The organism is Pauljensenia sp. C0254C2, from assembly GCF_056583835.1.
Genome location: NZ_JBWPJO010000005.1, coordinates 162,434 through 184,893 on the forward strand (window position 1 = coordinate 162,434; position 22,460 = coordinate 184,893).

Consider the following 22,460-nt stretch of genomic DNA (forward strand, 5'->3'; position numbering starts at 1 on the left):
CACACCAGACACATCCCCCTCGTTCATCTTCCGCACACCCCACCATCCACATCGTGGACACGCCTCTGACCTCATCTTGCATGATCACGATGAATCTCTTACTGTGATGGACATGTTCCAACGAATGCGAATGTCCAACTGACTGCACGCTCGTCACACGACCAGCTGTGCAGCACCGCCCTCATCTAGCGCGGGACGTTGGACGCTGCCATTCGTTTTCAAGTTTCAGACATCTGTTGATTGCGTCAAAGACTGACTTGTCGACAACTGGCTCACCAATTCACCACACCACAAGTGTGAGTCCAACTCATCGCGCCGCCAAAGATTCTTGACACTATTAAAGGAGCACACTCATGTCTGACCGCACCGAAATCGAACGCACCTGGGCTTTTGAAACCCGCCAGATTCACGCCGGATGGGATCGCGATCCTCAAACGGGCGCAACCAGCCTCCCCATTGTTCACAGCTCATCTTTCGCCTTCGAGACACCCGAACAGGCAGCGAACCGCTTTGCGCTGCGCGAACTCGGCCCCATTTATTCCCGTCTGACGAACCCCACCAACGACGCCGTCGAAGCCCGTATCGCCTCGCTCGAAGGCGGCGTGGGAGCACTGTTGGTGTCCTCGGGCCAATCAGCTGCAGCTCTGGCTATTCTCAACATCGCTCAGGCAGGCAATAACGTCGTGGCGTCACCCTCGCTGTACGGCGGATCGATCATCCTGCTGAAGAACTCACTGGGACGTTTGGGAATTGAAACACGCTGGGTGGATGATCCCGCAGATCCGGCTCAGTGGGAAGCACTTGCCGATGACAGGACGGTCGCATTTTACGGCGAGACGATCCCGAACCCCAAGGGCGATATCCTCGATATCGAGCCAGTCGCGCAGGCAGCGCACCGAGTCGGAGTTCCGCTGATTGTGGACAACACGGTGGCCACGCCTTACCTCGTGCGACCACTGGAATGGGGCGCCGACATCGTGATCCATTCGGCCACGAAGTACTTCAGTGGGCACGGCACCTCAGTGGCAGGCGTCATCGTCGATGGCGGCACCTTCGACTTCGGATCAGACCCTGCCCGCTACCCCGACTTCAATGAACCCGACGCCAGCTACAACGGCATAGTCTTTGCGCGCGATCTCGGAAAAGACGGGCAGTTCGGCGTGAACCTGTCCTTCATTCTTCGAGCCCGCACCGTCGGACTGCGTGACTTCGGTTTCACGCTCTCCCCGCTCAACACGTTCCTGATTGAGCAGGGCATCCAGACACTGTCACTGCGAGTTGAACGCCACGTCGACAACGCGCTGACGATTGCCCGATACTTGGAGGCACACGCAGACGTGGAATCGGTCAACTACGCAGGCCTCGACGCTTCGCCCTACCACCAGTTGCAGCTCAAGTATGCGCCGAGGGGTGCCGGTGGCTTGCTCTCCTTCGTCATCAAAGGTGGCGCCGATGCGGGGCGCACCTTCGCTGAGTCACTCGAATTGATTCCCACCGTCGCCAACATCGGCGACACAAAGACTCTGGTGATTCACCCAGCCTCGACCACGCACTCGCAACTCACGGAAGAGGAGCTGCGCAAGTCAGGAATCGAGGGCGGCACGATTCGCCTATCCGTCGGCATTGAAAACGTCGACGACATCATCGCTGATCTGGAGCGAGGTTTCGCAGCTGCTGACGCGGTGAGCGGCGAGGGGTCGAGTGCACGAAAGACACAGGAGTGACACATGAGATCCAAACCGACATGCCCTGGCGGGCGGCACCTGTGCGATATTGGGCCGCTGCGTCTTGAAAACGGAGACGCACTGCCACAGGCACATCTGGCATACGAAACGTGGGGCACCCTGAATGCGGAGCGCTCCAACGCCGTGCTGGTCCTGCATGCACTAACCGGTGATTCTCACGTGACGTCCTCATCCCACGATCCGACACCAGGATGGTGGGAGGGCATCGTCGGGGAAGGATCTCCTATTGACACGCGCGAGCACTTCGTGGTCGCTGCAAATATCCTCGGAGGCTGCCATGGGTCCACCGGCCCCTCCTCCCCTGCTCCCGACGGCACACCGTGGGGGTCGCGTTTCCCTCTCATCTCCACTCGCGACCAGGTCCATGCCGAAGCGCGGCTGGCTGACGCACTGGGAATTGATCGCTGGTCACTCGTGATCGGCGCGTCGATGGGAGGTCACCGAGCGCTGGAGTGGGCCATCACCTACCCGCAACGCGTCGAACGCCTTATCGTCGTTGCCTCGGGTGCGCAGACAACTGCTGATCAGGCGGCATGGATTCACAGTCAGCTGGGCGCAATCCGCCTCGATCCCCTGTGGAAGGGAGGCGACTATTACGGTGGGCCGCCTCCCGCGCAGGGACTGGGGCTGGCCCGGCAGATTGCGCATACAACGTATCGCAGTGCGCCGGAGCTGCAGGAACGCTTCGGCAGGTTCCCGCAGCATGAAGAAGATGTGCTCGAGGGGGGCCGGCTGGCTATCCAGTCATACCTGGATCATCACGGTGTCAAGCTGGCCAACCGTTTCGATGCAGGCTCCTACGTCGCGCTATGCCACGCCATGTTGACGCATGACGTGGGGCGGGATCGTGGCGGCATTGCGCACGCGCTGCGTTCAGTGACGGCCCGCACGCTGGTGATTGCCGTTGATTCGGATCGTCTGTTCCATCCCAATGAGTTGTGGAACATTGCGGACAACGTGCGCGGCGCGTTCTATCGAGAGGTGCACTCCGACCACGGTCATGACGGTTTCCTGATTGAACGTGATCAGGTGGCACGACTGATCCGAGAATTCATTGATCGGTATCGCGGCGGGCATGAGGAATACGAGCCTGGCTCTGCATCAAACCGATGGGTCCAGTCGATACAGTAGGAGTGTGAGTGAGCATTTGAACGATCGCGATGAACTGACTGAACAGGACGAACCCGTAGTTCGGGATCCCCTGGCACCGTGGGGCACAGACGGGCCACCGCCATCGGGCCAGTGGCGCACTGACGTGCTGGGCGAAGGATTTGTGTCACGAACCATCGATCTTCTGCCCGACGATGAAGGCCCGGTTGTGGCAACGTTGGTGCGTCACGATCCAGAAAACGACCCGAACGCAGATGACCTGCGTTCAGTCGACCGGCCGATTATCCGCCTCGAGAACCCCGTGACAGTCCTGTACCTGCATGGCCGAAATGACTATTTCTTCCAGCGGCACCTCGCACGCCATATTTCGGCGCTGGGCGGGCGCTTCTACGCACTGGACCTACGCAAGTACGGCAGATCACTGCGCCCGTGGCAAACAATTGGCTTCATCAGCGATATTGACGACTATGACGAGGACATGGGTGAGGCGCTCGACATCATCCGCGGCGAATGCTCTGACGGCCCGCTGATCGTGATGGGACATTCGACGGGCGGCCTGATCGCAACCTTATGGGCGTGGCGTCACCCCGGTGCGCTCGATGGACTGGTTCTGAATTCGCCGTGGCTGGAGATGCAGACGCTTGCAGCGGTGCGTTCGGCTGTCCAGCCCGTCCTTGGCCGCATCGCTGCCCGCACTCCCCTGTGGGAAATTCCTGCATCAACAGGGCCGGATCATTATGGCCGTTCCCTCATGGAGGGCTGGTCGACTTCGGGTTTCGACCTGCCAGAAGAGCTGCGTGATTTTCCTGACGACGACCCTGCTTTCACAGGGTGGGACTACCTGCATGAATGGAAGCGCCCAGAAGGCTACCCGGTGTACGCTCAGTGGCTCGATGCCATCCTGGTGGGGCACGAGAAGATCGAGCATTCTGTCTCGATTGACTGCCCGATTCTGTCGATGATGTCCACGCACAGTTATTTTGACGAGAAGTGGAGCCCGGAAGTTTTCCGTTCTGACACGGTGCTCGATGCCGATGTGTTGGCTACGCGGTCAGCCCACCTGGGATCTTTGGTGACAATCGCGCGCTTTGACGGGCGCCATGACCTGGTGTTGTCGGATCCTGATGTTCGTCAACGCGTCTGGTACACGATGGATTCCTGGCTGGAGTTCATGGCTCACGCACTGTAGCAGTGAACTGCGGCAGCACTGTCGGGCACACGTCAGGCGTTCCCTCGTTCGAGCGGCATTCAGCGAACGGCGCGAATTTCTGCGAGCGCTTCTGCCAGCGTCGGACCTTCAGCATTGTCGATATGCCAGGCGTGCCACCCGTCAATTCCGCTCAGACCCAAACTTGCCAACGCATCTGTCGGGTCGGAGAACTCCGCTTCAGCCATGACGATCACGCCCTGTTCGGTCAGGTGGGCACGGTCCTCGCTAAACTGCGTATCTGTAGCCAGCTCAGTATCCAGTACCAGTGCGATCTGTTCGCCCACCATGTGCGCAACGAGTTCGAGCGCTTCATCGTCTGCGCTCACGGATACCGCTTCTGAAGTGTCGTCGCGGCGTTGCTGCGCGTGCCTGGCATGACGTCGCTCGGATCGAGACGGCAGATGCGGGGCGATAATGCTGATCGCGCCGGTTTCGGGATCCTCCTGAGCAGTGGCGTCATCAAAATCAGCACGCAGGTAATCCTCGTCCCCTTCTGATGGGTCCCACGAAGTCTCGCCGCGCGCGTACAGCCCATTGTCTGCCGAGGGGGCCGGGCCGATCGTGGCCTGCGACTGAGCATCCGACACGAGGACATGCGGGACATGCCCGTACAAGCGTGGCCCCACTGTCTGAACGTCCAGGAAAATGCGGCCAGATGACAGGGCACGCATCGACAGTTCGTGCACTTCCACACCTGAGGAGGCGAGCACATCCAGGGCAGGCCGCACCTGGTCGTCGATGGATCCGACCACCAGGATGAGGCGTGGGCCAGCTGAAATGGTGGGTGGCATGGAATCGCGGAACCGTAGCCATCCGGTCCGGAATGCTTCCACCCCGCCTGCATATTCGCGTGCCAGGTCAGTCCACGACAATGCTGCCGAGTCTGACAGTCGCGAAAGGGAGGCGATCAGCAGATCTGAATCCAGATGTGAGGTAACTTCCACGCACACCACTTGGCCGGTTGCGTCCAGCGCAGTCAGGCGAGGGGTGCCGGCCGCGTCAGGATGGTGGGAGGTGTCTCGCCATGTAATCGGAAACAGTGGGCGCGAGACAATCTCCAATACCTGGTTGCGCACCGAGTCCAGCACATCCTCGCCTATTGGCCCCTGAACAGGATGGCCGAACTGTGCTGCCACCAGGCGCCCGTTTTCGACCTCAAACAGTGCCATTCAATGCCACCCCCGGTCCTCTGCTGCGTTCCGCTCGCCGCAGTGTTTCTTATGTCAGTCTACGGCAATCGTACAGTGATCTGCCTCGATCAACAGAACGGCCGCAGTGGCCCTGACAATGCGGCGGCATCTACAGGAGTGGGTCGAAACTGTGTTATCCACACTGTCGACGTGAATCTCGCGCGATCCACAAGTGGAGCCACTGCGCTTTGGGCGAGTGCACACCCATGATGAGGTGACCGTATGGATGATCTGACACGAATCCGACGATGGAACTGGGCCGTCCGTATCACAGTAGCTGTGAGTATGTGTCTGGCCTTGTGCGGAACACTGATGTATCTGCGTCCGCCTCCCCCAGGGGTTGACGTCCTCGTCACGTCAGCCCGTCTGACATCTGGAATGACGAGCAGTTCCGCAGTTCACACAGTCGCAGTGCCACCGGCTGCGGTGCCAGCAGATGCGCTGAGCGCTGACGCGGATATCCCGCCTCGATGGGTGGGTGCCGACATCGAGGCGGGGACGGTGCTGACTGAATCGAATGTGGCAGGATCTGCGGATTCTCGCGCTCTGGCAGATGACGAGGCTCAAGTCACGATCGAGCTGCCTGTCGATCAGCTGACTCGAGTGTCGGCTGGAGACACGGTGCAGCTGTGGGCATCTGACTCATTCTGCGCCGATGAACAGCGAAAATGCCCGGCGACCCTGCTTGCTGATGGTATCCGTATCGCCTCGATTTCCGACCATGATTCGGGGCCACTGGCCGATTCGCCCACCCAATCGGTATCGATCATCATGAAAGCAGACGAAACTGAGCGGATCGTCGGGCACGTTACCTCAGACATCATCACGCTCGTATTACGATCTCCTTCGGGGTAAGAATCCCCTTTGTCTATTTTTCAAGGAGACGATCATGATCCAGGGATTCAAGGAATTCATTTCCAGAGGCAACGTCGTCGACCTGGCAGTTGGTGTCATTATCGGCGCCGCGTTTTCACAGATTGTGACCGCCCTCGTTGATGGCGTGATCAATCCGCTGATTGGCGCCATCTTTGGCCAGCCGAACTTTGACGACGTCCTCAAGTTCACCATCGGCACGTCCGAGATCAAGCCAGGACTCGTTCTGACTGCCCTTGTCAACTTCCTGCTCATCGCATTCGCCATCTACTTCTGCATCGTGATGCCCATGAATAAGCTGGCAGAGCGTCGTCAGAAGAAGACCGAACAGAATGAAGCCGAAGAGCCTGCTTTGACCGATGAAGCAAAACTGCTTGTCGAAATTCGCGACCTGCTCTCCACAAATGGCTCAACGCCATCCGTACGCTAACCTCGCTTCTGACCCTGGTGGCGGCCTGATGGCCATCACCTAGGAATCGGATCGCACCTGCCAATGCGGTGGGACATTGTCAAGGAGCCTGGCGTCATTTTCATGATCATTATGACGCTGGGCTCCTTCGCGTTCACGGTCACGTGAGGTTACTTTCTCGTCCCACGAGGGTGCCACGCCGTCATCGATCAGCCGCTGATCAGTCGGGCTGATGCGTATGACGCGCCGACGTCTGGAGTGCTCTGCCATCGCCTATTCCTGAGTTGGCTGGGTACGCCTGACAACGTTACGCAACACTGCATCGGTTTGCGCTCCACGACGGGTTAGCCCCACAGCGAAACGCAGTTCATCAATCAGCTCGTCTTCCGTGCGTTCCTCACCATCAGCGCGCACCCAGTGTGCCAGCTCATCGAGCTGATCATCACCGTAGGCGGCCAGAGGAAGGCCTTTGGCGATAGCTGGTCGCGGTCCACGCTTGTCAGCATCCGCCGATTCCTTCGCCGCTTCAAGATCGATTCGGGAAATCTCTGCGGTCAGTCCCAGCTCGATTTCGTCAGCTCGGGCACGAGCCCGATCCTCACTGCTCATTGCCGGTGATGGCGAGTCCAGTGCTCGCGCACCTTCGGAGCCTTCCGTCCCGCTCTCGGCGCGCGTACCACCAGCATCCTCATCATCAGTGATGCTGCCGGTTTGACCATCTGCGCCGGGCGCGCCGGAGTGGGCACCGCGATCAGACTCTGAAGAACCGTTAACTGGCTCGGACGAGGCGTCAGCGTTCAGTGAGCGATCCAGACCAGGCGCGTCATCGGAGTCTGCCTCGTCGATATCAATGATGTCGGGCACCGTGATATGCGCTGCCGGCCCGTTGGCCTCATCAACTGCATCAAGGACGAGCTGCACAATCGCGTCAGTTTCGCGTTCGGGATCAATGAAGACTGCCATGGACAGTTCGGTTCGGACTTTCCATCCCTGGGCCTCCAGGAGTTTAGGCCAGATCCGATCGCGCACCCGCAGTGAAGGCTCGTTGACATATGCATCATCATCAGTGAGCACTGCGACGAGCAGGCGACCAGGTACTTCGGGATGACCGATTGCCAGCGGAATACGCATTCCTCCGGGCACACCCACGTTCGGTACCACTTCCAGACCAAGTGAATACAGCCGCTCAGCCAAGTCGATCAGCAGCGGATCGGGGGCATCCTGCAGGGTCGGCCATGTTGCATCTCTTTCGTCCTCTTCTGCCCCTTCAGCTACTTCCAACAGATCGAGCAGCAAGTGGGCTCCCTCGGACGTGACACGTGAGCGATCAAATTCCTCGGGACGAATTGACGAAAATACGGTCAGTTCCGAACGCACCGTGCGCAGCACATCAATAAGGACGGGCAGGCCCGACGCAGCGCTGATCTGGCCAAAATCGTGCAGGACGCGACCGTGTGGTGTCTTCGCGTAGCCCACCGTGAGCATAATGTGATCCCGGCTCAGGCCACGCGCGTCTTCGGGACTCACCACGACGAAAGGTTCAAGAGCATCAGGATCAAAGAAGGATGTCAGCCCCGGAGACGATGCCACTTCCCGTTCGAGGGCGGCGCGGATACGTGTGGCATGCCGTTCATTGAGCGCGATCACAGCAAGGGAGCGGTCGGGGTGCTCGAGTGCGTGGCAAATGACCTGCTCGACAACTGCGTGGACTTCGGCGGCCGACGACTCGACTGCAGCTACACCCGGTGCAGGCATACCTGAGCCATCGGGCCAGATCGCCTTGATCGGTGAACTGGTCGTGCTCCAGGGAACCGGGATACCCATTTGAGCTGAATCGTATTGGCTCACCAATTTGGCAACACGGTCATTGAGATGACCCGGCAGCACGCTCAAACGCGAGTGAGGCAAAATCTGAGCGAGCGCGCTCACGGCTCCCTGCGTTTTGCTGGAATCCGACTGCTCGGAAGCGGTGCCGCTGGTCGACAGGTCGGCGATCACCACGATCTGTCGCGCACGCGCGATGATGGGAATAAGTTCTGCCAACGGCAGGCTATCGACATCATCGAGCACAACGAGGTCAATGCGGTGTCCATGCGGCACAAGGAGCGGTACCAGAGTCGGGACGGTCAACACCAGCGGAATGAGGTGCGAGGACAGGAGGTGTCGCGCGAAGAGGTCAGTCCCGCTGGCACCTGCTTTCAATGACGCAACCAAGTCGGCGTGCTGTTCAGGTCGCGTGGCAAGAGCCTGCTGGCGCAATCGGCGTGCACGCTGGAGCGCAATCGGAGCCAGCGATTCGATTTGTTCTTCGTCCAGCCGGCGGCCTTCAACAATGAGGTCTTCAAGTTTTGTCGGGTCGAACCCGCCGAGTTTGGGTTCTTGTGCCAGCATCAGTCCAAGAACGGATGCCCACCACGCCAGATCGAGTTCACTATCCAGCATCTCATCGACGACACTACGTTTACGGAGGTCAGCGACGAGGTCATCCAGTCCGATCTGAGCCAGTTCCTTCAGAACAGCGACACGTTGCGGAAGTTCGCGAGCACCATCCGGATCTGCTGCCAGACGATCGAGCAGTCTGCCCAGATCGGTCATATTCATACGGGCAAGGTCAGGGTGAGAGGTGCCAAGAATCGGCGCCAGACGGTTCAGGTCAGCACGCACTGATGCGGCCAGCTCAATGATCTCATCCATGCGTTGCGGCAGTGTGGGCCAACCGTCGGAATCACAATGCTGTCGCCACACATCACGGCGCTCCTGCACGAGCAGAAGTTCACGGTGAAGGTCTTCAACGTGACGTCCGGGCCGCACATAATCGCGTGCCTGTCGGATCAGGCGCTGACGCTGCGAATGTTTCATGGAGATACCGTGCGAGCGACGCCATTGCTTCGACGCGGTTGCAATCACCATATCGGCTGCGCTGCGTTCAAAAATGGCCGGCTCGAACACGTCGAGGACATCGCGCACGCCTTCGAGCATTTGAAGCTGAGCTTCCCACTGAGTCAGGCTGGTGGCAGGGACAAGCCCCGTTTCGCCGGCAACCGTGCCCATCTGCACTCGCATCTCAGGCAGGGATTCGGTGGCGAGCCTCCTGACTCGTTTCAAGACATCGGGAACCTGCTCCGCTGCGTTGATGACCGCTCCGCGCCACGCGCCGCGCTGCGTGAATGATGAGAACAGATTCAGGCCGCTGGCTCGGTGCAGCAGCGTGCGGGCGCGCTGTCCCTGATCCTGCGCAATGTCTAGCAGGACATCCTCGCGCAGCCTGACGCGGGTGCGTGGAGCAGGGTGCATGTTGGTCAGATCTGTCAACACCTGTAGGGCATCGTAGGCGGATACGCCGAAACGGTCGAACGGCTTATGGAGGTAGGTCGTATGTGATGACAGGGCCTCCCGGACGCGACGCAGTCGCGTCCGCACCGCTTCGATCTGCGTGGGATCGGTGATCACATCGGACGTGTCGGCCATGGCGAATTCGAGGCGCTCACGCACAATCTGCGCCGACTGGGCACTGCCATCGACGCGCACGGAGATTTCACTGACTCCGTGCTGGTCAAGATACGTTTCCACTCGCGTGGTGCGCGACGGGGATCCTGCAATATGCATGGTGGAACGCCCTCGTGACGCAGCATCTGTCATGATGGCAGCAATCACGGCGGTATCGTCCGCACCGTGCGGAATATCGATCATGAGGGATGCGCCGTCAGCAACTGCCTCGACGATGTCCTGCTGGGCAGGAGCCAGGTCACCGATGCCTTTTTCATCCCACGGGTCACGATCCGCGGGGTTCGCGCGAGGCAGTTCCTGGCCGATTTCTCTGACCGCTTCTTCATCGCCTGCCAGCGCTCGAATAATCGGGTGGTTCACCAGGTCCTGCTGGTGGTCAAACTCGCGCAGCAGCACACTTGCCGGATGCTCAAAGATGCCGAGAACCAGGCCTTCCCTCAGGTCAAAGCGCTCCAGACTGGCACCGATATCGCGTAGCTGCGCCAGTGCACGGGTGGGTGAAAACCCATGCAGCGACGTTGCGTCATCCAGGATCGCGTGCGGGTCGACGTTGAGATGAGCTGATTCAAATGCCTGCGACAGGCTAGGTCCAATCGATGCTCCCTCACGCAGGGAAATGACGATATCGCCGTCATCAGTTTCTTCAACAGTGACTGGTCGCAGCAATGCCGGGGAGCCTCGCCGTACCCCCGCATCTGTCCACGATGCCTGTCCGATCGCCAGGTGGATGGGGCCGATTCCGTGCGTCGCAGCCAGCTGGCGCGCGCGTCGTATCACCGTCAACGTTTTTTCGCGTGCCCGCTCGTACGCGCTTTTTTCCCGTACGAGGTTCGACAAGCGCGTGGGGTGCTCTGCGTACAGTTGCGCCAGACCTCCGGGGTGGGCCTGTCCGAGCGCAAGGCGTGGGGCTGCTTCGTTGGTTCCTGCAACGGTGGGTTCATTCACCGTGAGTGTGGATAGATCCTGACGCCATTGCGCCAATGCGTCTGTCAGCTCGTCGGCGATCGGCGTGTGTTGGGCGCGCACATCGTCCGCGGCTTCGGAGCGCCGGCGAGGGCGGGACGAAGCCGAATTTGAACGGGAGAAGATACTCGGAACCACTCTCCTAAGCTAATTGCTAATGGCCACGCTTTTGTGGAAGCGCCGCGGTATGCCCCCAATTGCCACGAGGATGACGCCGACGCATTCCGGAGCTGGCCAGCTGGCAGGAATCGCACGGACGGTAAGTCTCATGTGAGGGTCTACTCCGCTTGTCCGAGATTGATGTCCTTAGTCGCGGCAATGAGTGTGTCTTGAATCTCAAACCTGTTCGATATGACTGATGACCTGTGGTGCGCACCGAGGGCAGACACCACAGGTCATCAGGTCACGGTTTATTCAAGCCGGTTGATGCAGCCGTTCAGTACGAGGCGTTCACAACGCCACAGAAACTGAAGGTGAACTGGAGTTTCTCACCTCGCGGCAGCTCATATTCAGGGTGGGTGCGGGCACCCCACGTATCATCGCCGGCCACGCCGCGACGCATCAGCGCCGGTCGGGCCACAGTCTTGATCGGGGCGGGCAACTCGTTGGGATGGGCAGCGTTTTCGATCTCAAACGGGGTCCACGGCAAAGCGGAGAACTCCATCGGCTCGTCAGCCTCGAAACGGATGCCCCAGCCATCCTCGTCGGTCAATTCCGCCCAGCGCACGCCCGTGCGTGAACCTGCTTCCTGCGGACGCAGGTACGGGGTCAACGCGTCGGCCACTTCCAGGTCGTAGACACCCAGGCGCGCCCCCTGACGACGGTCCACGTAGCACTCCTCAGGCCCTTCGCCGTACCAGCGCATGTGGGTCAGACGGTCCGACAGTTCAAACAGTGCACCATATTCAGGCATCGACGGCAGCTTCGCGTCAGGCGTTGTCGTCATCGTGACCGTGATACGACCGTTTCCGTCAGCCCTGTACGCCACGGTGAGCATGGCACCCGGGGCGGTCAACAGGTCATAGCGGAACGTGATTGTTACCGAGGTGGCGTCTGTTTCCACCTTCGCTTCCTCGTCGACCGGTCTTGCATACCGTGAGGCAATAAGCCACGGAGCGCATTCGCGCTGCATGTTCCACCCGTTTTCATTCGAGGTGGGTGCGTGCCAGAAGTTCGGGCGCACTGTGCTGTGAAGCAGTTCGCGCCCGCCCTCGCTTGTCATGCCGTACCGGTAGGACGTCAGTCCACGCGCCGAGGTGAACAGAGCGGAGAAGTGTTCGCCGTGCACACCGATATTGCGCACGCCTTCCACTACTCGAGGTGCAGGAATGCCCGAAGCCGGAGCCGCAGCTCCTTCTACAGCGAAGACTCCCTGCCCGTAGGCGACGACGTGTCCGCGCTCGGCCCATTCGGTGTCCTCACGCAGGCGCATTTCCACGTTGATGACGTATTCGCCTGCTTCTTCAGGCAGGCTGAACGGCAGGTCGTAGGTGGCATTTTCTCCCGGTTCAACATGAGTGTCGAGGGCCCTCTGAGCCAGCATGGCACCTTCATGTTCTAGGCTTACCACGCATATGAACGCATCGGAGTTCGTGAACATGCAGCGGTTTTCAATTGTCACTTTCGCACGCTCAACTGTGATGTCGAAATCCTGGAACAGATAGCTGACTTCCTGAATCTTCGGGGTAGGCGTGTGATCAGCGAAGTAGATGCCGTTGCCGCAGAATTCGTAGTCCGTTGGCGCCTCGCCGTTGTCCCCGCCGTATCCGAAGAACGGGCGGTTGTATTTGTCGCGCATGGCGATTGCCTGGTCAGCGAAGTCCCAGATGAATCCGCCCTGGAAAAGTTCCTCGCGGCGCGCTAGGTCAAGGTACTTGTCAACGGCGCCGAACGAGTTGCCCATGGCGTGCGCAAACTCGCAGAGGATCATCGGCTTGTCGCGGTGCTGAGCCAAGAATTCTTCGACTGTTGCGGCCGGTGTGTACATCTCTGAGTGGATGTCAGTGGAGTTCGGGTAGCGGTTGTCGTGAACGACGCCTTCGTAATGTACGACCCGCGAGTCGTGTTCGCGGAAATAGTCGGCCACCGCTGCGATCATCGAACCGCCGTAGGACTCATTGCCGCATGACCAGATTACAATGCTGGCATGATTGCGGTCGCGCATCAGCATTGACGCTGCGCGGTCCAACAGTGCGCCTCGCCACTCTTCACGGTTACCCGGCAAAGCGTGCTCAACCGGTTCCTTGCGCAGCAACATCCTGTCCCACACGCCGTGGGATTCCAGGTTCATTTCGTCGATGACCATCAGTCCGTAGCGGTCACACAGTTCATACAGGAACGAGTTGTTCGGGTAATGGCTGGTGCGGATCGCGTTGATGTTGGCCTGCTTGAGCATGATGATGTCGCGTTCAGTTTGCTCGCGGCTCATCACGCGACCATCAAGGCCGAATTCGTGCCGGTTCACACCTGTAAAGATCACGCGTTTGCCGTTGAGTTTCATCACGCCGTCTTCGATGGCGAAGCGTCGAATGCCCACGGTCTGAGGGATCACTTCACGCAGTTGCCCGTCGTTGTCACGCAATTCCAGCGTGAGGTCATACAGGTACGGATCTTCGTGGCTCCACAGGTGCGGCTGCTCAATGGTGATCTCGTAAGTGCCGTCGTCGGAGCGATTGAGCTCCCCCATATCGTCCAGCGCCACGGTCAGGTCACCCTCGCCAATGACGACTGGTTTGACGCGCACGATGGCACGTGAGTAATCGTCAGTCAGCTCGGCGCTTACACACAGGTCTTCGAGGTGGACAGCGGGCCGCCGGTAGAGCACGACGTCGCGGAACAGGCCGGAGAATCGGTAGAAGTCCTGGTCCTCAATCCATGAGGCGGCGCACCATTTGATGACCTGCACTGCGAGCTTGTTGCTCCCCTCGACCAGCGCATCGGTAATGTCGAATTCACTGGGCGTGAAGGTATCGGTGGCGTATCCGATATATGTGCCGTTCAGCCACACAACCAGTGCACTTTCAGCGCCCTTGAAGGAGACGGAAATTCGCTCCCCTTCTTCGAGCGGCCGGTCAAGGGTGAAGGTATGCACGTAGGAGGCGACAGGGTTGAACCGGGTGGGAGCTGTGCCCTCCGCAACGTCTTCCTGCCCATCCCAGGGGTATTGGGTGTTGACGTATTGCGGCTTGTCGTAGCCGCGCATTTGGATGTGCGCGGGGACTGGGATGTCATCCCACGCCGCGCAGTCATAGTCGGGTTGTTCAAAACCGGGCACGGTTGCCGCAGGGTTTTTCGCGTAGTGAATCTTCCACAGTCCGTTCAGGCACTGCTCGTATTCAGAATTGCCGAGGGCGGCGCTGCGCGCGCTTCCGAACCATCGGTGGTCTGAATGCGCAGGCATCCGGTTTTCAGCGAAACACTGAGGATTGTTGATCTTTTCGGAAATGTCGATCATTTAATGGCTCCCGTAATTCCTTCAGTAAAGCTCCGTTGGAGAACAAAAAACACAACCATCGCCGGAAGTGATGTCAGCAGAACAGCCAACATGAGAACACCATAATTAGTTACGTAACCAGCAGCCAAGTTCGATATCAGCATAGGCATGGTTTGATACGACGAATCAACCAGAATGACTTTAGGCCACAGGAAATTATTCCATGCTGTCATGAAGGTAATAACAGCGGCAGCGGCATACGTAGGCCGCATCGTCGGAATATAGATGCGTGCAAAGATCGAAAGCTCACTCAGGCCGTCAATACGTGCAGCCTCGATGATCTCATATGGAAAATTACGCGAGGACTGTCGAAAGAGCAGAATCAGGAACGGCGTAGAAATTGCAGGTAGGACGACAGCCCACGTTGAGTTGACCATTCCACCCTTTGCAAACAGGCGGAACAACGGAATCATGGTCGCCGCGAAAGGAATCATCATGGCGAGCAATAGAACCGCCATCAAGACATCCTTTCCTTTTGAGTGATAAATCTCAAATCCATACCCTGCAATCGAGCACACCAGCAACGCCAGAACTGTAGTGAGCACAGCATTCACAACCGAGTGCCACATTGCAGCTCCAACATTTTGCGTGGCAAGCAAGTCGCGAATATTAGCCATCAAATTTCCGCCAGGCGTGAGTTTTGACGAGAGTACGTCTCGCGACGTATTTGTTGCAGAGACCAACATGTAATACAGCGGAAACAACGAAAAAATCGAGAAAACTGTCAAGAAGAGGTATCCCGGAACACGGCGGAACGTCTTAGTCACGTTTATCACCGACCTTCATCTGCGCCAGCGCAAGTATTGCTACCAAAATCAAAATTACATACGATATTGCTGATCCATAACCGATATTCGGATTCTTTTGGAATGACAACTCGTATAAGTAATGCGACATCGTCATCGACGAGTAGGCGGGGCCACCACGAGTCAAGTTCCATGACTCATCAAATAGCTGAAGTGTGCCGTTCGTAGACATGATGGCTGTCAACAAAATCATTGGTTTGAGCTGAGGAACCGTGACATACCAGAAGGTTTGCCACGCATTCGCGCCATCAATACGCGCTGCTTCAAGACTGGATTGCTCTATGTTCTGCAGAGCAGCCAGATAAAACACCATATTGTACCCAGTCCAGCGCCAAATTAAGCCAAAAACAATGACGAATCTCGCTGTATTAGGCTGCCCTAACCAGTTCACTGGCGAGTCGATCAGACCGATTTTTCCAAGTACGTCATTAACAAAGCCATCATTGGCGAAGAGAGTACGAAAAACTAGCGAGTACGAGACAAGAGAGACTGCGCAGGGAAGGAAAATGGCTGTCCGCCAGAAACCCTTAAACCGTAGATTCCGATCGTTAAGCATGTTGGCAAGGATCATGGCCAATATCAGCATGATCGGAACTTGAATAATAAGATATATGAACGTGTTCTTGAGCGTCATCATAAAGATGTCATCATTAAGAAGACGTTGATAGTTCATATAGAACGGTTCAGCAAAATGCAGCCGAGAGCCTTTACCGGTTTTGAAAGACAAAATCAAAGCCTGCACCATAGGATAAAAGCTCATTATCATGATGAGCAACGCGGCAGGAATTAGAAATGACCATCCAGTTAAGTTGCGACGTCGATATGCGCGACTGGTAGTAGTCCTATTGTCATTTTTATTGTGAGAACGCCTACGAGTTTTCTGTGCCAACATTACAGATATTCTCCTGAATCAATGAAAGGCTTCAGAGTCGATAGCTTCCGCCGTCCTCGACTTGTCATTTCAAAGTCGAGGACGGCAATAGAGCTATAACGAGCACGAAGAATTAAAGTCTACGCAATTAGCGTTATTGCATAGCAAATTCAACGTTATCCTGAGCCTCTTGAAGTGCTTCATCCGGCGACCCACCTGCAATAATCTTGGTAACTGCCGCGCTGACTGCATCACGAGCCTCGTAGTAGTAAACACCGGGGTCAATTGCGGGGACATGCGATCCAAACTCGACAACCTTCTTGTAAACGGGGTCATTGCCGTAGAACTCAACCGGCTGGTTGTATACATCCGATTTACCAGCAGGAATCCAGTTCGCAATAGCGCCTGACGAGGAAAGAATTGTGTCATACAGTTCGGTCGAACCTGCGAAGGTGGACTTAAGGAAATCCGCAGCCAGTTCCACGTTGGCATTCGACGTAATTGCCCAGGACGAGCCACCATTAGTTGAGTAGTTTGTCGCTCCCTCCACGCCTTCCAGCTTTGGAACGTTCGTAATGCCCCACTTACCGGACTGGTCTTCCGAGGTCTGAATCGAGCCTGATATCCAGATACCTTGCAAGGTACCCGCTGCCGTGGAATTCGTAATTGTACCAATGTACTCGTCCCAGGAATTCACCTCGACAAGCAGGCCCTTTTTCACCATTTCTGCGTAGATATCAATGGCCTTGCGCAGCGCGTCGTTATTCACTATGTTGGCTTTGCCATCTTCGCTAAATAGCGATACACCGGCACTTTGCAGGATCATCATCAAGGTGTCCGACGAGCCAGCAACTCCGCTCATCATCGGTTTACCCGTCTTCGCCAGGACGTCCTCGCCCTTCTTAATGAAGTCACTCCATGTAATGTCAGTGAAGTCGTCAAGTGAATAACCAGCTTCCTCCAAGACATCTGTTCGCAAGGCATTTACTGCAGTCCCAGAATCAAAGGGAAGGCCGTAATTCACGCCATCAACTACCGAATACCCCACGACCGCTTCAGGAAATTCGGAGAAATCAATCCCTGAGTCGGAGTAATCACTAAAGAGGTCTGGGTAGTTAATGACATTCTTTTGGAAAGCCATATTCTGGACAAGCACGATGTCCGGCAACTGATCAAACTGCTGCGATTGTGCCAGCGTCGTCAGCTTAGCTTGTACATCATCCCATGGCACTTCAGTGACGTTAATATCAACGTCAGGGTGGTCCTTCTTGTAAATCTCTGCCGCCGTGTTCATTGCGTAGATGTTGAACGCAGGATCCCACGCCCACACGGTCAATGAATTCTCATCACCGCCAGCTGCAGAGCCTGATTCGCCGGAACCGCCACCAGATCCTCCACAAGCAGCAAGTCCCAAAGCTAGCGGAATTGTTGCTGCAGTTGCTAATAACTTCTTCTTGCTCACCATCGAACAACCTCCTATTTATTTCGAGCTGCGTCGACGCACCCCGAACAGTTGGAATGCGATTACGCTACCATACGCGCATCGTAGTGCAAAGTGCATTGACACCTATTCGGCTGTGCACTTCATACCAACATAAGCTCCAAGAACACGTGAGCGCCATTCATTCTGCTGTCTGAAGCACGTAGGCCCTCGGCAGCACGATGCGGCTTCCGCCCACGAAACCATGCCAGTTTGCCATATTTCACTATCCGGGAGGTCACCGCCTTAGTGGTAGCCAGTTCGAATAGAAGCTCACTGGCACAGCAACAGACGCTGACAGTCCTGATCGGCTAAACCCTGTTGGGTGAGCTTGACATCTGTTACCCTGTGGTTACGTAACCACAGAGTGGTGTCTGTGTGTTACTTGGACGAAGGGACTTTTGACGATGCGGTCAAAACTAGCGGCTTTTGGAGCTCTTATCTGCGCGGGAGGGCTTGGGTTGTCGACCATTCCTGCCTCAGCCATGGACGCCCATGCAGAAGCAAACGAAATTGAGAACGCAGCCCATATTCAGCCAAATCCTGCGTATCAGAGTGAGCCATTCGAGGGATGGGGCACTTCATTGGTGTGGTTTGCCAATGCGACCGGAGGATATCCAGATTCAGTCCGAAACGAACTCCGCGACGCGGTTTTTGGAGAAGACGGCCTCAATCTGAATATTGCCCGCTACAACATTGGAGGAGGCAACGCGACAGACGTCCCGCCATACCTACGTCCAGGAGGTGCTGTTCAGGGGTGGTGGCAGGATACTTTGGATGTCGGCGACGATGACGGCTCCGTTAGCTCTACCTACGAGGATCGGGAAAGATACCGAAAACATTGGAGCAGTAACGATGCATCACACTACAACTTTGAGGCGGACGCAAGCCAGCGATGGTGGATAGACGCCATCAAGAATAAGGTAACGAAATGGGAGGCTTTCTCGAATTCTCCCCCCTATTTCCTCACCGAGTCCGGATTTGTTTCAGGCGGCTTCGACTCAACACGCGAACAACTCAGCACAGAGAACATGCCAGCTTTTGCGGACTACCTCGTGAGAGTCGTCGAACACCTCGAAAAATCTCATGGCATTGAATTTGACACACTTGATCCTTTCAATGAGCCAAATACAAATTACTGGGGAACTCAAATAGATCCAGGCACGGGCTGGCCAACTACCGCCTCGCGACAAGAGGGTGCTCACATCGGGCCCACATATCAAGATGAAATGATACGGGTGCTTGATTCTCGCCTCGCTAATGAATCTACGAGTACCTCCGTCAAGATCTCCGCGATGGATGAAACGAATCCTGGGACTTTCGTCAGGAACTGGCGCGATTGGTCTCCTGAAGCACGTAATTTGGTCAGTCAGTACAACGTTCATACATATGGCACAACTGACCGGCTTAAAGTGCGGGACATTGCGAAAGCGGATCAAACACCTTTGTGGATGAGCGAAGTTGAAGGAAACTGGTCTCAAACTTCGCTGGGATTCAACCAGGTCGATATAGCCAACGGGTTAGGAATGGCACAGCACATAATCGATGATCTGCGCGAGCTTGAGCCCAGGGCATGGGTCTTTTGGCAACCCGTTGAAGATCTTTACAACATGGAAAAGGTCGAAAAACTGAATTGGGGATCTGTTTTTGTTGATTTCGACTGCGACGAGAATGGGAATTCAATCCGAAGGATTGAAGATGGCGAACCAGATCCATCCTGTAAGGTTCTCACCAACTCCAAGTTCAATACCATCAGAAACTTTACCCATCATATTCGTCCCGGCGACCGTCTCATTCCAGTTGATGAGGTGCACTCAACTGCAGCCATCACTTCAGATGGCAATGGTTTGAATATCGTCCACGTAAATTCAAGCAATGAAACTCGCCAAGTTGCTATTGACCTATCTAACTTCGCCGACTTTTCGAATGCGGTAATTACTCCCATAACCACAACCGAATCCCCGCAAGACAACGTGACGGCGAATGCACTCCGTCGCGGCACTCCGGCTAAAGTCGATGCAAGCGGTGTCACGATGATGACTGTGCCGGCGCGTTCTGTCACAACATTCGAAATTGAGTCTGTCTCTGGAATTAGTCAGACTGCCCCTGCTTTTCACGATGGGGAGTCGTACGAGTTATTTGGCGTGCAGTCAGGTAAAGCTCTCACCGCCGGAGCAGACGAAACAGTCACAATCTACGATCCAACGACCGACCGCTCTACGCGGCAAGCGTGGAAAGCGACTGTTAAATCGGGCGAAGGCACCAATCGGCTAGTGATAAACCTTGAAAATTCTCATGGTCAGAAACTTGCTCTCAATGGCGACCGAGTCATAGCTTCAGAATCGGCAGATCCTATCGATTGGATTATTTCGACCACTACGGGGAAGGATTTCACACTCCAAGCGGCAGGAGGCATTCAGGTCCTTGACGTCATAGACCAATCGCGCAACGATGGGGCGCGTGTCGGCATGTATGAATCGTCGGGAGGGGCAAATCAGCGCTGGTTATTACGCGACGTCGCTCGAAAAGGATTCATTGAAACCACGGTACGAACGAAACCAGGTCTTGCCCCGAGCCTTCCAGAACAGGTGACGCCGATCTTTAGTTACGGTCATGGCTTACCTGTCAACGTCACATGGGATACCGAAGGTATTTCTTGGCCTGACCATGGAACAGTCGATGTGCTCGGTCATGGAATAGATCAATACGGTAATGCTTTCGACGATGCGAGAGTCCACGTAGTAGTTGGGGCCACCGCATACGCCGATCCAAGTTCGATAACGGTCTATCCCCACATTTCAATAGAAGAAATCAAGAAGTCGGCTCCTCTGACAACGACAGGCACTGTTGCCGGATCTGAGAAACGCTTCGAAATGCCAGTTACATGGGATTTTTCCTCTCTACGACCAGAAGATCTCACGCATGAGGGTGTCACCAGCGTGTACGGAGAGGCGGAAAGTGTCGGCCAGAGCGTGCCTGCCATTCTTCACGTAATCGTCACCTCTCCTAGCGCTCACAACGTCGCGCCTCATTCAAATTCCTCTGCTAGCTTCACAGAACCGGGATACTCGGTAGGCGCGACGACAAATATGGTGCTCGATGATAAAGCGTGGTCGAATTGGAAGTCTGGTGACAAGAACTCAACGGACATGCTCACTTATGAATTAGAAAAAAGCGAGCTGGTATCGGAAGTTGGAATCTACACCTATAGAGATGGCAGCTACCTCTCTTACCCATCTCGATTGCATGTTGAAAATAAAGATCCCGCCACTGACCAGTGGAAGGCGTTGCCCGAGGTCAATGTCGAGTCTTCAGACACAGGGGCTCCATTCGTAAAGGTTGATGTGAATCGCTGGACTCAAGGAATCCGAATCGTTTTGACAGCACGCCCACAGACCCACATGATTATTTCCGAGGTCGTAATCAATGCGACGAGAGCCACTGCATCGAGCCAATCTGGAATTGCACGCCTAACCGCTGATGGCGTGGATGTCCCTCACTTTGTCTCCGGCACGGGCGAGAGCACTTTAGCGATACCGCGGCTAGATCGCGAGAGTGGTAACTTTCCAGAAATCGGCGCAATTCCGCTCGATAGGGATGCGACGGTGACGATAACTCAGGCTTCTCTCGAAACCCCGTTCGCGGTCATCGATGTCTTGTCCGCGGACAAGCAGTCACGCTACCAGCATGTTGTCAGATTCGAGGTCGAGAATCCGGCTGACTCAGCTCAATCTCTCGATTCGTCTCAGTCAACTCGGGAAGAAGCCACGGAGTCCGCGGCATCCAGTCAAGAGCCAGAATCCACCTATCGCATAGTCCGGACTGGTTTCCCAGGAATGGCATGGTTTATCGCAACGAGTATCGTCACGGGATTAGGTATCTGCGCTTTCTTGCCGGCTCGGAAAAAGATGGCTTCATCGCACCTCGTGACCCCAATGCCCGACTAGTTCATGCTCAGGTATCCCCTTCTTCGGTGGGGATGCGCTTTGAAGGACCTGCAAATGGTAAAGCCAGCGCCTCGGCAAGATGACTCGATTCATTCATCTTGCCGAGGCGCTGGCGCGTTTTCAGGGTTAATGCCCGGATTGTGTGTACGTGGTGTTGGTTTTTGTTCGGTGTGTCAGGGGTTTGAGCGCTGTGTACATGCTTTGAAAGCATGTATGGTCCATGCTGCTAGAAATCGGCCGCGTTGTGGTGTATGCGGCCACAAGCTTGTCAAGAACGGTCAAACCAGTGCTGGAAGAACCAGGTGGCGGTGCCGAGCGTGCGGGGCGTCGAGGGTTATCAACCGCCCAGATGCCACCAGGCGAGCCCAGGCATCACTTTTCGTGTCATGGCTTGTGGCAGGAGTGTGCGTCAAACAGCTGGCAATGCCGACAACCTCGTTTGCCAGAAAGGACTCCTGGTGCTAGCAGGTCGATCCTCCGCAACCGTTGATCACTGGTGAGATTTATGATCAGATCATCATCGACGGGATTTATCTATCCCACCACTGGTGCTTACTGATCGCAACAAACGAGTCACACGTCATTGGCTGACAATGGTGCGACCGTGAATCCGTAGCCGCATGGCAGGCGCTCCTTTCCAAGTTCCCAGCCCCTACCGTGGTCATCACCGATGACAGGCCAGGAGCACTCAAAGCAATCCGGCAATGCTGGCCCGCCACCGGGGTTCAGCGCTGCCTGTTCCACGTATGGCTCAACACGAAAACCGACCTGACAGGGCACCGAAAACCCCTGCCGGCAAGGCATTACTGCGCCTCGGAGGCAACCTCGCCGCCATCAACACTCTCGACGAAGCCGC

General features: G+C 56.3%; 15 protein-coding genes and 1 pseudogene. 8 read left to right on the forward strand and 8 right to left on the reverse strand.

What is annotated here, in order from left to right:
* Window positions 1-353: 353 nt before the first annotated feature.
* The 3 genes from AC1DA5_RS05675 to AC1DA5_RS05685 are packed head-to-tail and all read left to right on the forward strand — an operon-like array spanning window position 354 to window position 4,044.
* Window positions 354-1,724, forward strand: a complete 1,371-nt coding sequence (locus AC1DA5_RS05675) for an O-acetylhomoserine aminocarboxypropyltransferase/cysteine synthase family protein (protein ID WP_092648812.1) — start codon at window positions 354-356, stop codon at window positions 1,722-1,724.
* A gap of 3 nt (window positions 1,725-1,727) precedes the next feature.
* Window positions 1,728-2,876, forward strand: coding sequence for a homoserine O-acetyltransferase MetX (gene metX / locus AC1DA5_RS05680; protein ID WP_092648813.1), 1,149 nt, complete (start codon window positions 1,728-1,730; stop codon window positions 2,874-2,876).
* 4 nt (window positions 2,877-2,880) lie between these two features.
* Window positions 2,881-4,044, forward strand: coding sequence for an alpha/beta hydrolase (locus tag AC1DA5_RS05685; RefSeq protein WP_257590307.1), 1,164 nt, complete (start codon window positions 2,881-2,883; stop codon window positions 4,042-4,044).
* 59 nt (window positions 4,045-4,103) lie between these two features.
* On the opposite strand, the gene AC1DA5_RS05690 is transcribed toward AC1DA5_RS05685, so the two are convergent.
* Window positions 4,104-5,234 carry a hypothetical protein gene (locus AC1DA5_RS05690; RefSeq protein WP_092648815.1) on the reverse strand — a complete coding sequence of 377 codons (1,131 nt, stop codon included), beginning with the start codon at window positions 5,232-5,234 and terminating at the stop codon, window positions 4,104-4,106.
* Window positions 5,235-5,477: 243 nt separating this feature from the next.
* Between AC1DA5_RS05690 and AC1DA5_RS05695 the strand changes: the two genes are divergently transcribed.
* Both AC1DA5_RS05695 and mscL read left to right on the forward strand, forming a co-directional pair.
* A complete protein-coding gene (locus AC1DA5_RS05695; protein WP_070725317.1) occupies window positions 5,478-6,110 on the forward strand; it encodes a hypothetical protein in 633 nt (210 codons plus the stop codon).
* Window positions 6,111-6,144: 34 nt separating this feature from the next.
* Window positions 6,145-6,558, forward strand: a complete 414-nt coding sequence (gene mscL, locus AC1DA5_RS05700) for a large conductance mechanosensitive channel protein MscL (protein WP_058237234.1) — start codon at window positions 6,145-6,147, stop codon at window positions 6,556-6,558.
* Window positions 6,559-6,597: 39 nt separating this feature from the next.
* Here the strand turns inward: mscL and AC1DA5_RS05705 are convergent, their stop codons facing one another.
* The 6 genes from AC1DA5_RS05705 to AC1DA5_RS05730 form a co-directional block, all read right to left on the reverse strand.
* On the reverse strand, window positions 6,598-6,807 hold the full coding sequence (locus AC1DA5_RS05705; protein WP_058237235.1) for a hypothetical protein: 210 nt from the start codon (window positions 6,805-6,807) through the stop codon (window positions 6,598-6,600).
* 3 nt (window positions 6,808-6,810) lie between these two features.
* A complete protein-coding gene (locus tag AC1DA5_RS05710) occupies window positions 6,811-11,145 on the reverse strand; it encodes a prevent-host-death family protein (protein ID WP_480289507.1) in 4,335 nt (1,444 codons plus the stop codon).
* Between the two features lie 298 nt (window positions 11,146-11,443).
* Window positions 11,444-14,461 (reverse strand): beta-galactosidase, LacZ type, encoded by a 3,018-nt coding sequence (gene lacZ / locus AC1DA5_RS05715; RefSeq protein ID WP_480289509.1) that lies wholly within the window; start codon window positions 14,459-14,461, stop codon window positions 11,444-11,446.
* Window positions 14,458-15,267: a carbohydrate ABC transporter permease gene (locus tag AC1DA5_RS05720; RefSeq protein WP_058237237.1), complete on the reverse strand. Its 810-nt coding sequence runs from the start codon at window positions 15,265-15,267 to the stop codon at window positions 14,458-14,460. Before AC1DA5_RS05720 ends, lacZ begins: the two co-directional genes overlap by 4 nt.
* Window positions 15,260-16,051 (reverse strand): carbohydrate ABC transporter permease, encoded by a 792-nt coding sequence (locus AC1DA5_RS05725; protein ID WP_227469093.1) that lies wholly within the window; start codon window positions 16,049-16,051, stop codon window positions 15,260-15,262. The genes AC1DA5_RS05720 and AC1DA5_RS05725 overlap by 8 nt, the downstream gene beginning before the upstream one ends.
* 280 nt (window positions 16,052-16,331) lie before the next feature.
* Complete coding sequence (locus tag AC1DA5_RS05730) at window positions 16,332-17,642, reverse strand: extracellular solute-binding protein (RefSeq protein WP_070725312.1); 1,311 nt, start codon at window positions 17,640-17,642, stop codon at window positions 16,332-16,334.
* 476 nt (window positions 17,643-18,118) lie between these two features.
* Here AC1DA5_RS05730 and AC1DA5_RS05735 point away from each other — a divergent pair, with 476 nt between their 5' ends.
* Window positions 18,119-21,604 (forward strand): glycoside hydrolase, encoded by a 3,486-nt coding sequence (locus tag AC1DA5_RS05735; protein WP_480289511.1) that lies wholly within the window; start codon window positions 18,119-18,121, stop codon window positions 21,602-21,604.
* Window positions 21,605-21,611: 7 nt separating this feature from the next.
* Here the strand turns inward: AC1DA5_RS05735 and AC1DA5_RS05740 are convergent, their stop codons facing one another.
* Complete coding sequence (locus AC1DA5_RS05740; protein WP_480289513.1) at window positions 21,612-21,815, reverse strand: hypothetical protein; 204 nt, start codon at window positions 21,813-21,815, stop codon at window positions 21,612-21,614.
* A gap of 2 nt (window positions 21,816-21,817) precedes the next feature.
* On the opposite strand from AC1DA5_RS05740, the gene AC1DA5_RS05745 reads away from it, so the two are divergent.
* Both AC1DA5_RS05745 and AC1DA5_RS05750 read left to right on the forward strand, forming a co-directional pair.
* Entirely contained in the window at window positions 21,818-22,069 is a 252-nt protein-coding gene (locus AC1DA5_RS05745; RefSeq protein WP_480289515.1) for a transposase-like zinc-binding domain-containing protein, read from the forward strand.
* A 147-nt stretch (window positions 22,070-22,216) separates the two neighbouring features.
* Window positions 22,217-22,460: pseudogene (locus AC1DA5_RS05750) on the forward strand (transposase); the annotation flags it as partial.

Bases quoted from the DNA above. Each gene is read 5' to 3' on its own strand.
- AC1DA5_RS05690 (WP_092648815.1), bottom strand. From the start codon at position 5,234: ATGGCACTGTTTGAGGTCGAAAACGGGCGCCTGGTGGCAGCACAGTTC.
- AC1DA5_RS05740 (WP_480289513.1), bottom strand. From the start codon at position 21,815: ATGCTTTCAAAGCATGTACACAGCGCTCAAACCCCTGACACACCGAAC.
- AC1DA5_RS05725 (WP_227469093.1), bottom strand. From the start codon at position 16,051: ATGGTGCAGGCTTTGATTTTGTCTTTCAAAACCGGTAAAGGCTCTCGG.
- AC1DA5_RS05675 (WP_092648812.1), top strand. From the start codon at position 354: ATGTCTGACCGCACCGAAATCGAACGCACCTGGGCTTTTGAAACCCGC.
- metX (WP_092648813.1), top strand. From the start codon at position 1,728: ATGAGATCCAAACCGACATGCCCTGGCGGGCGGCACCTGTGCGATATT.
- AC1DA5_RS05730 (WP_070725312.1), bottom strand. From the start codon at position 17,642: ATGGTGAGCAAGAAGAAGTTATTAGCAACTGCAGCAACAATTCCGCTA.
- mscL (WP_058237234.1), top strand. From the start codon at position 6,145: ATGATCCAGGGATTCAAGGAATTCATTTCCAGAGGCAACGTCGTCGAC.
- AC1DA5_RS05705 (WP_058237235.1), bottom strand. From the start codon at position 6,807: ATGGCAGAGCACTCCAGACGTCGGCGCGTCATACGCATCAGCCCGACT.
- AC1DA5_RS05695 (WP_070725317.1), top strand. From the start codon at position 5,478: ATGGATGATCTGACACGAATCCGACGATGGAACTGGGCCGTCCGTATC.
- AC1DA5_RS05745 (WP_480289515.1), top strand. From the start codon at position 21,818: ATGGTCCATGCTGCTAGAAATCGGCCGCGTTGTGGTGTATGCGGCCAC.
- lacZ (WP_480289509.1), bottom strand. From the start codon at position 14,461: ATGATCGACATTTCCGAAAAGATCAACAATCCTCAGTGTTTCGCTGAA.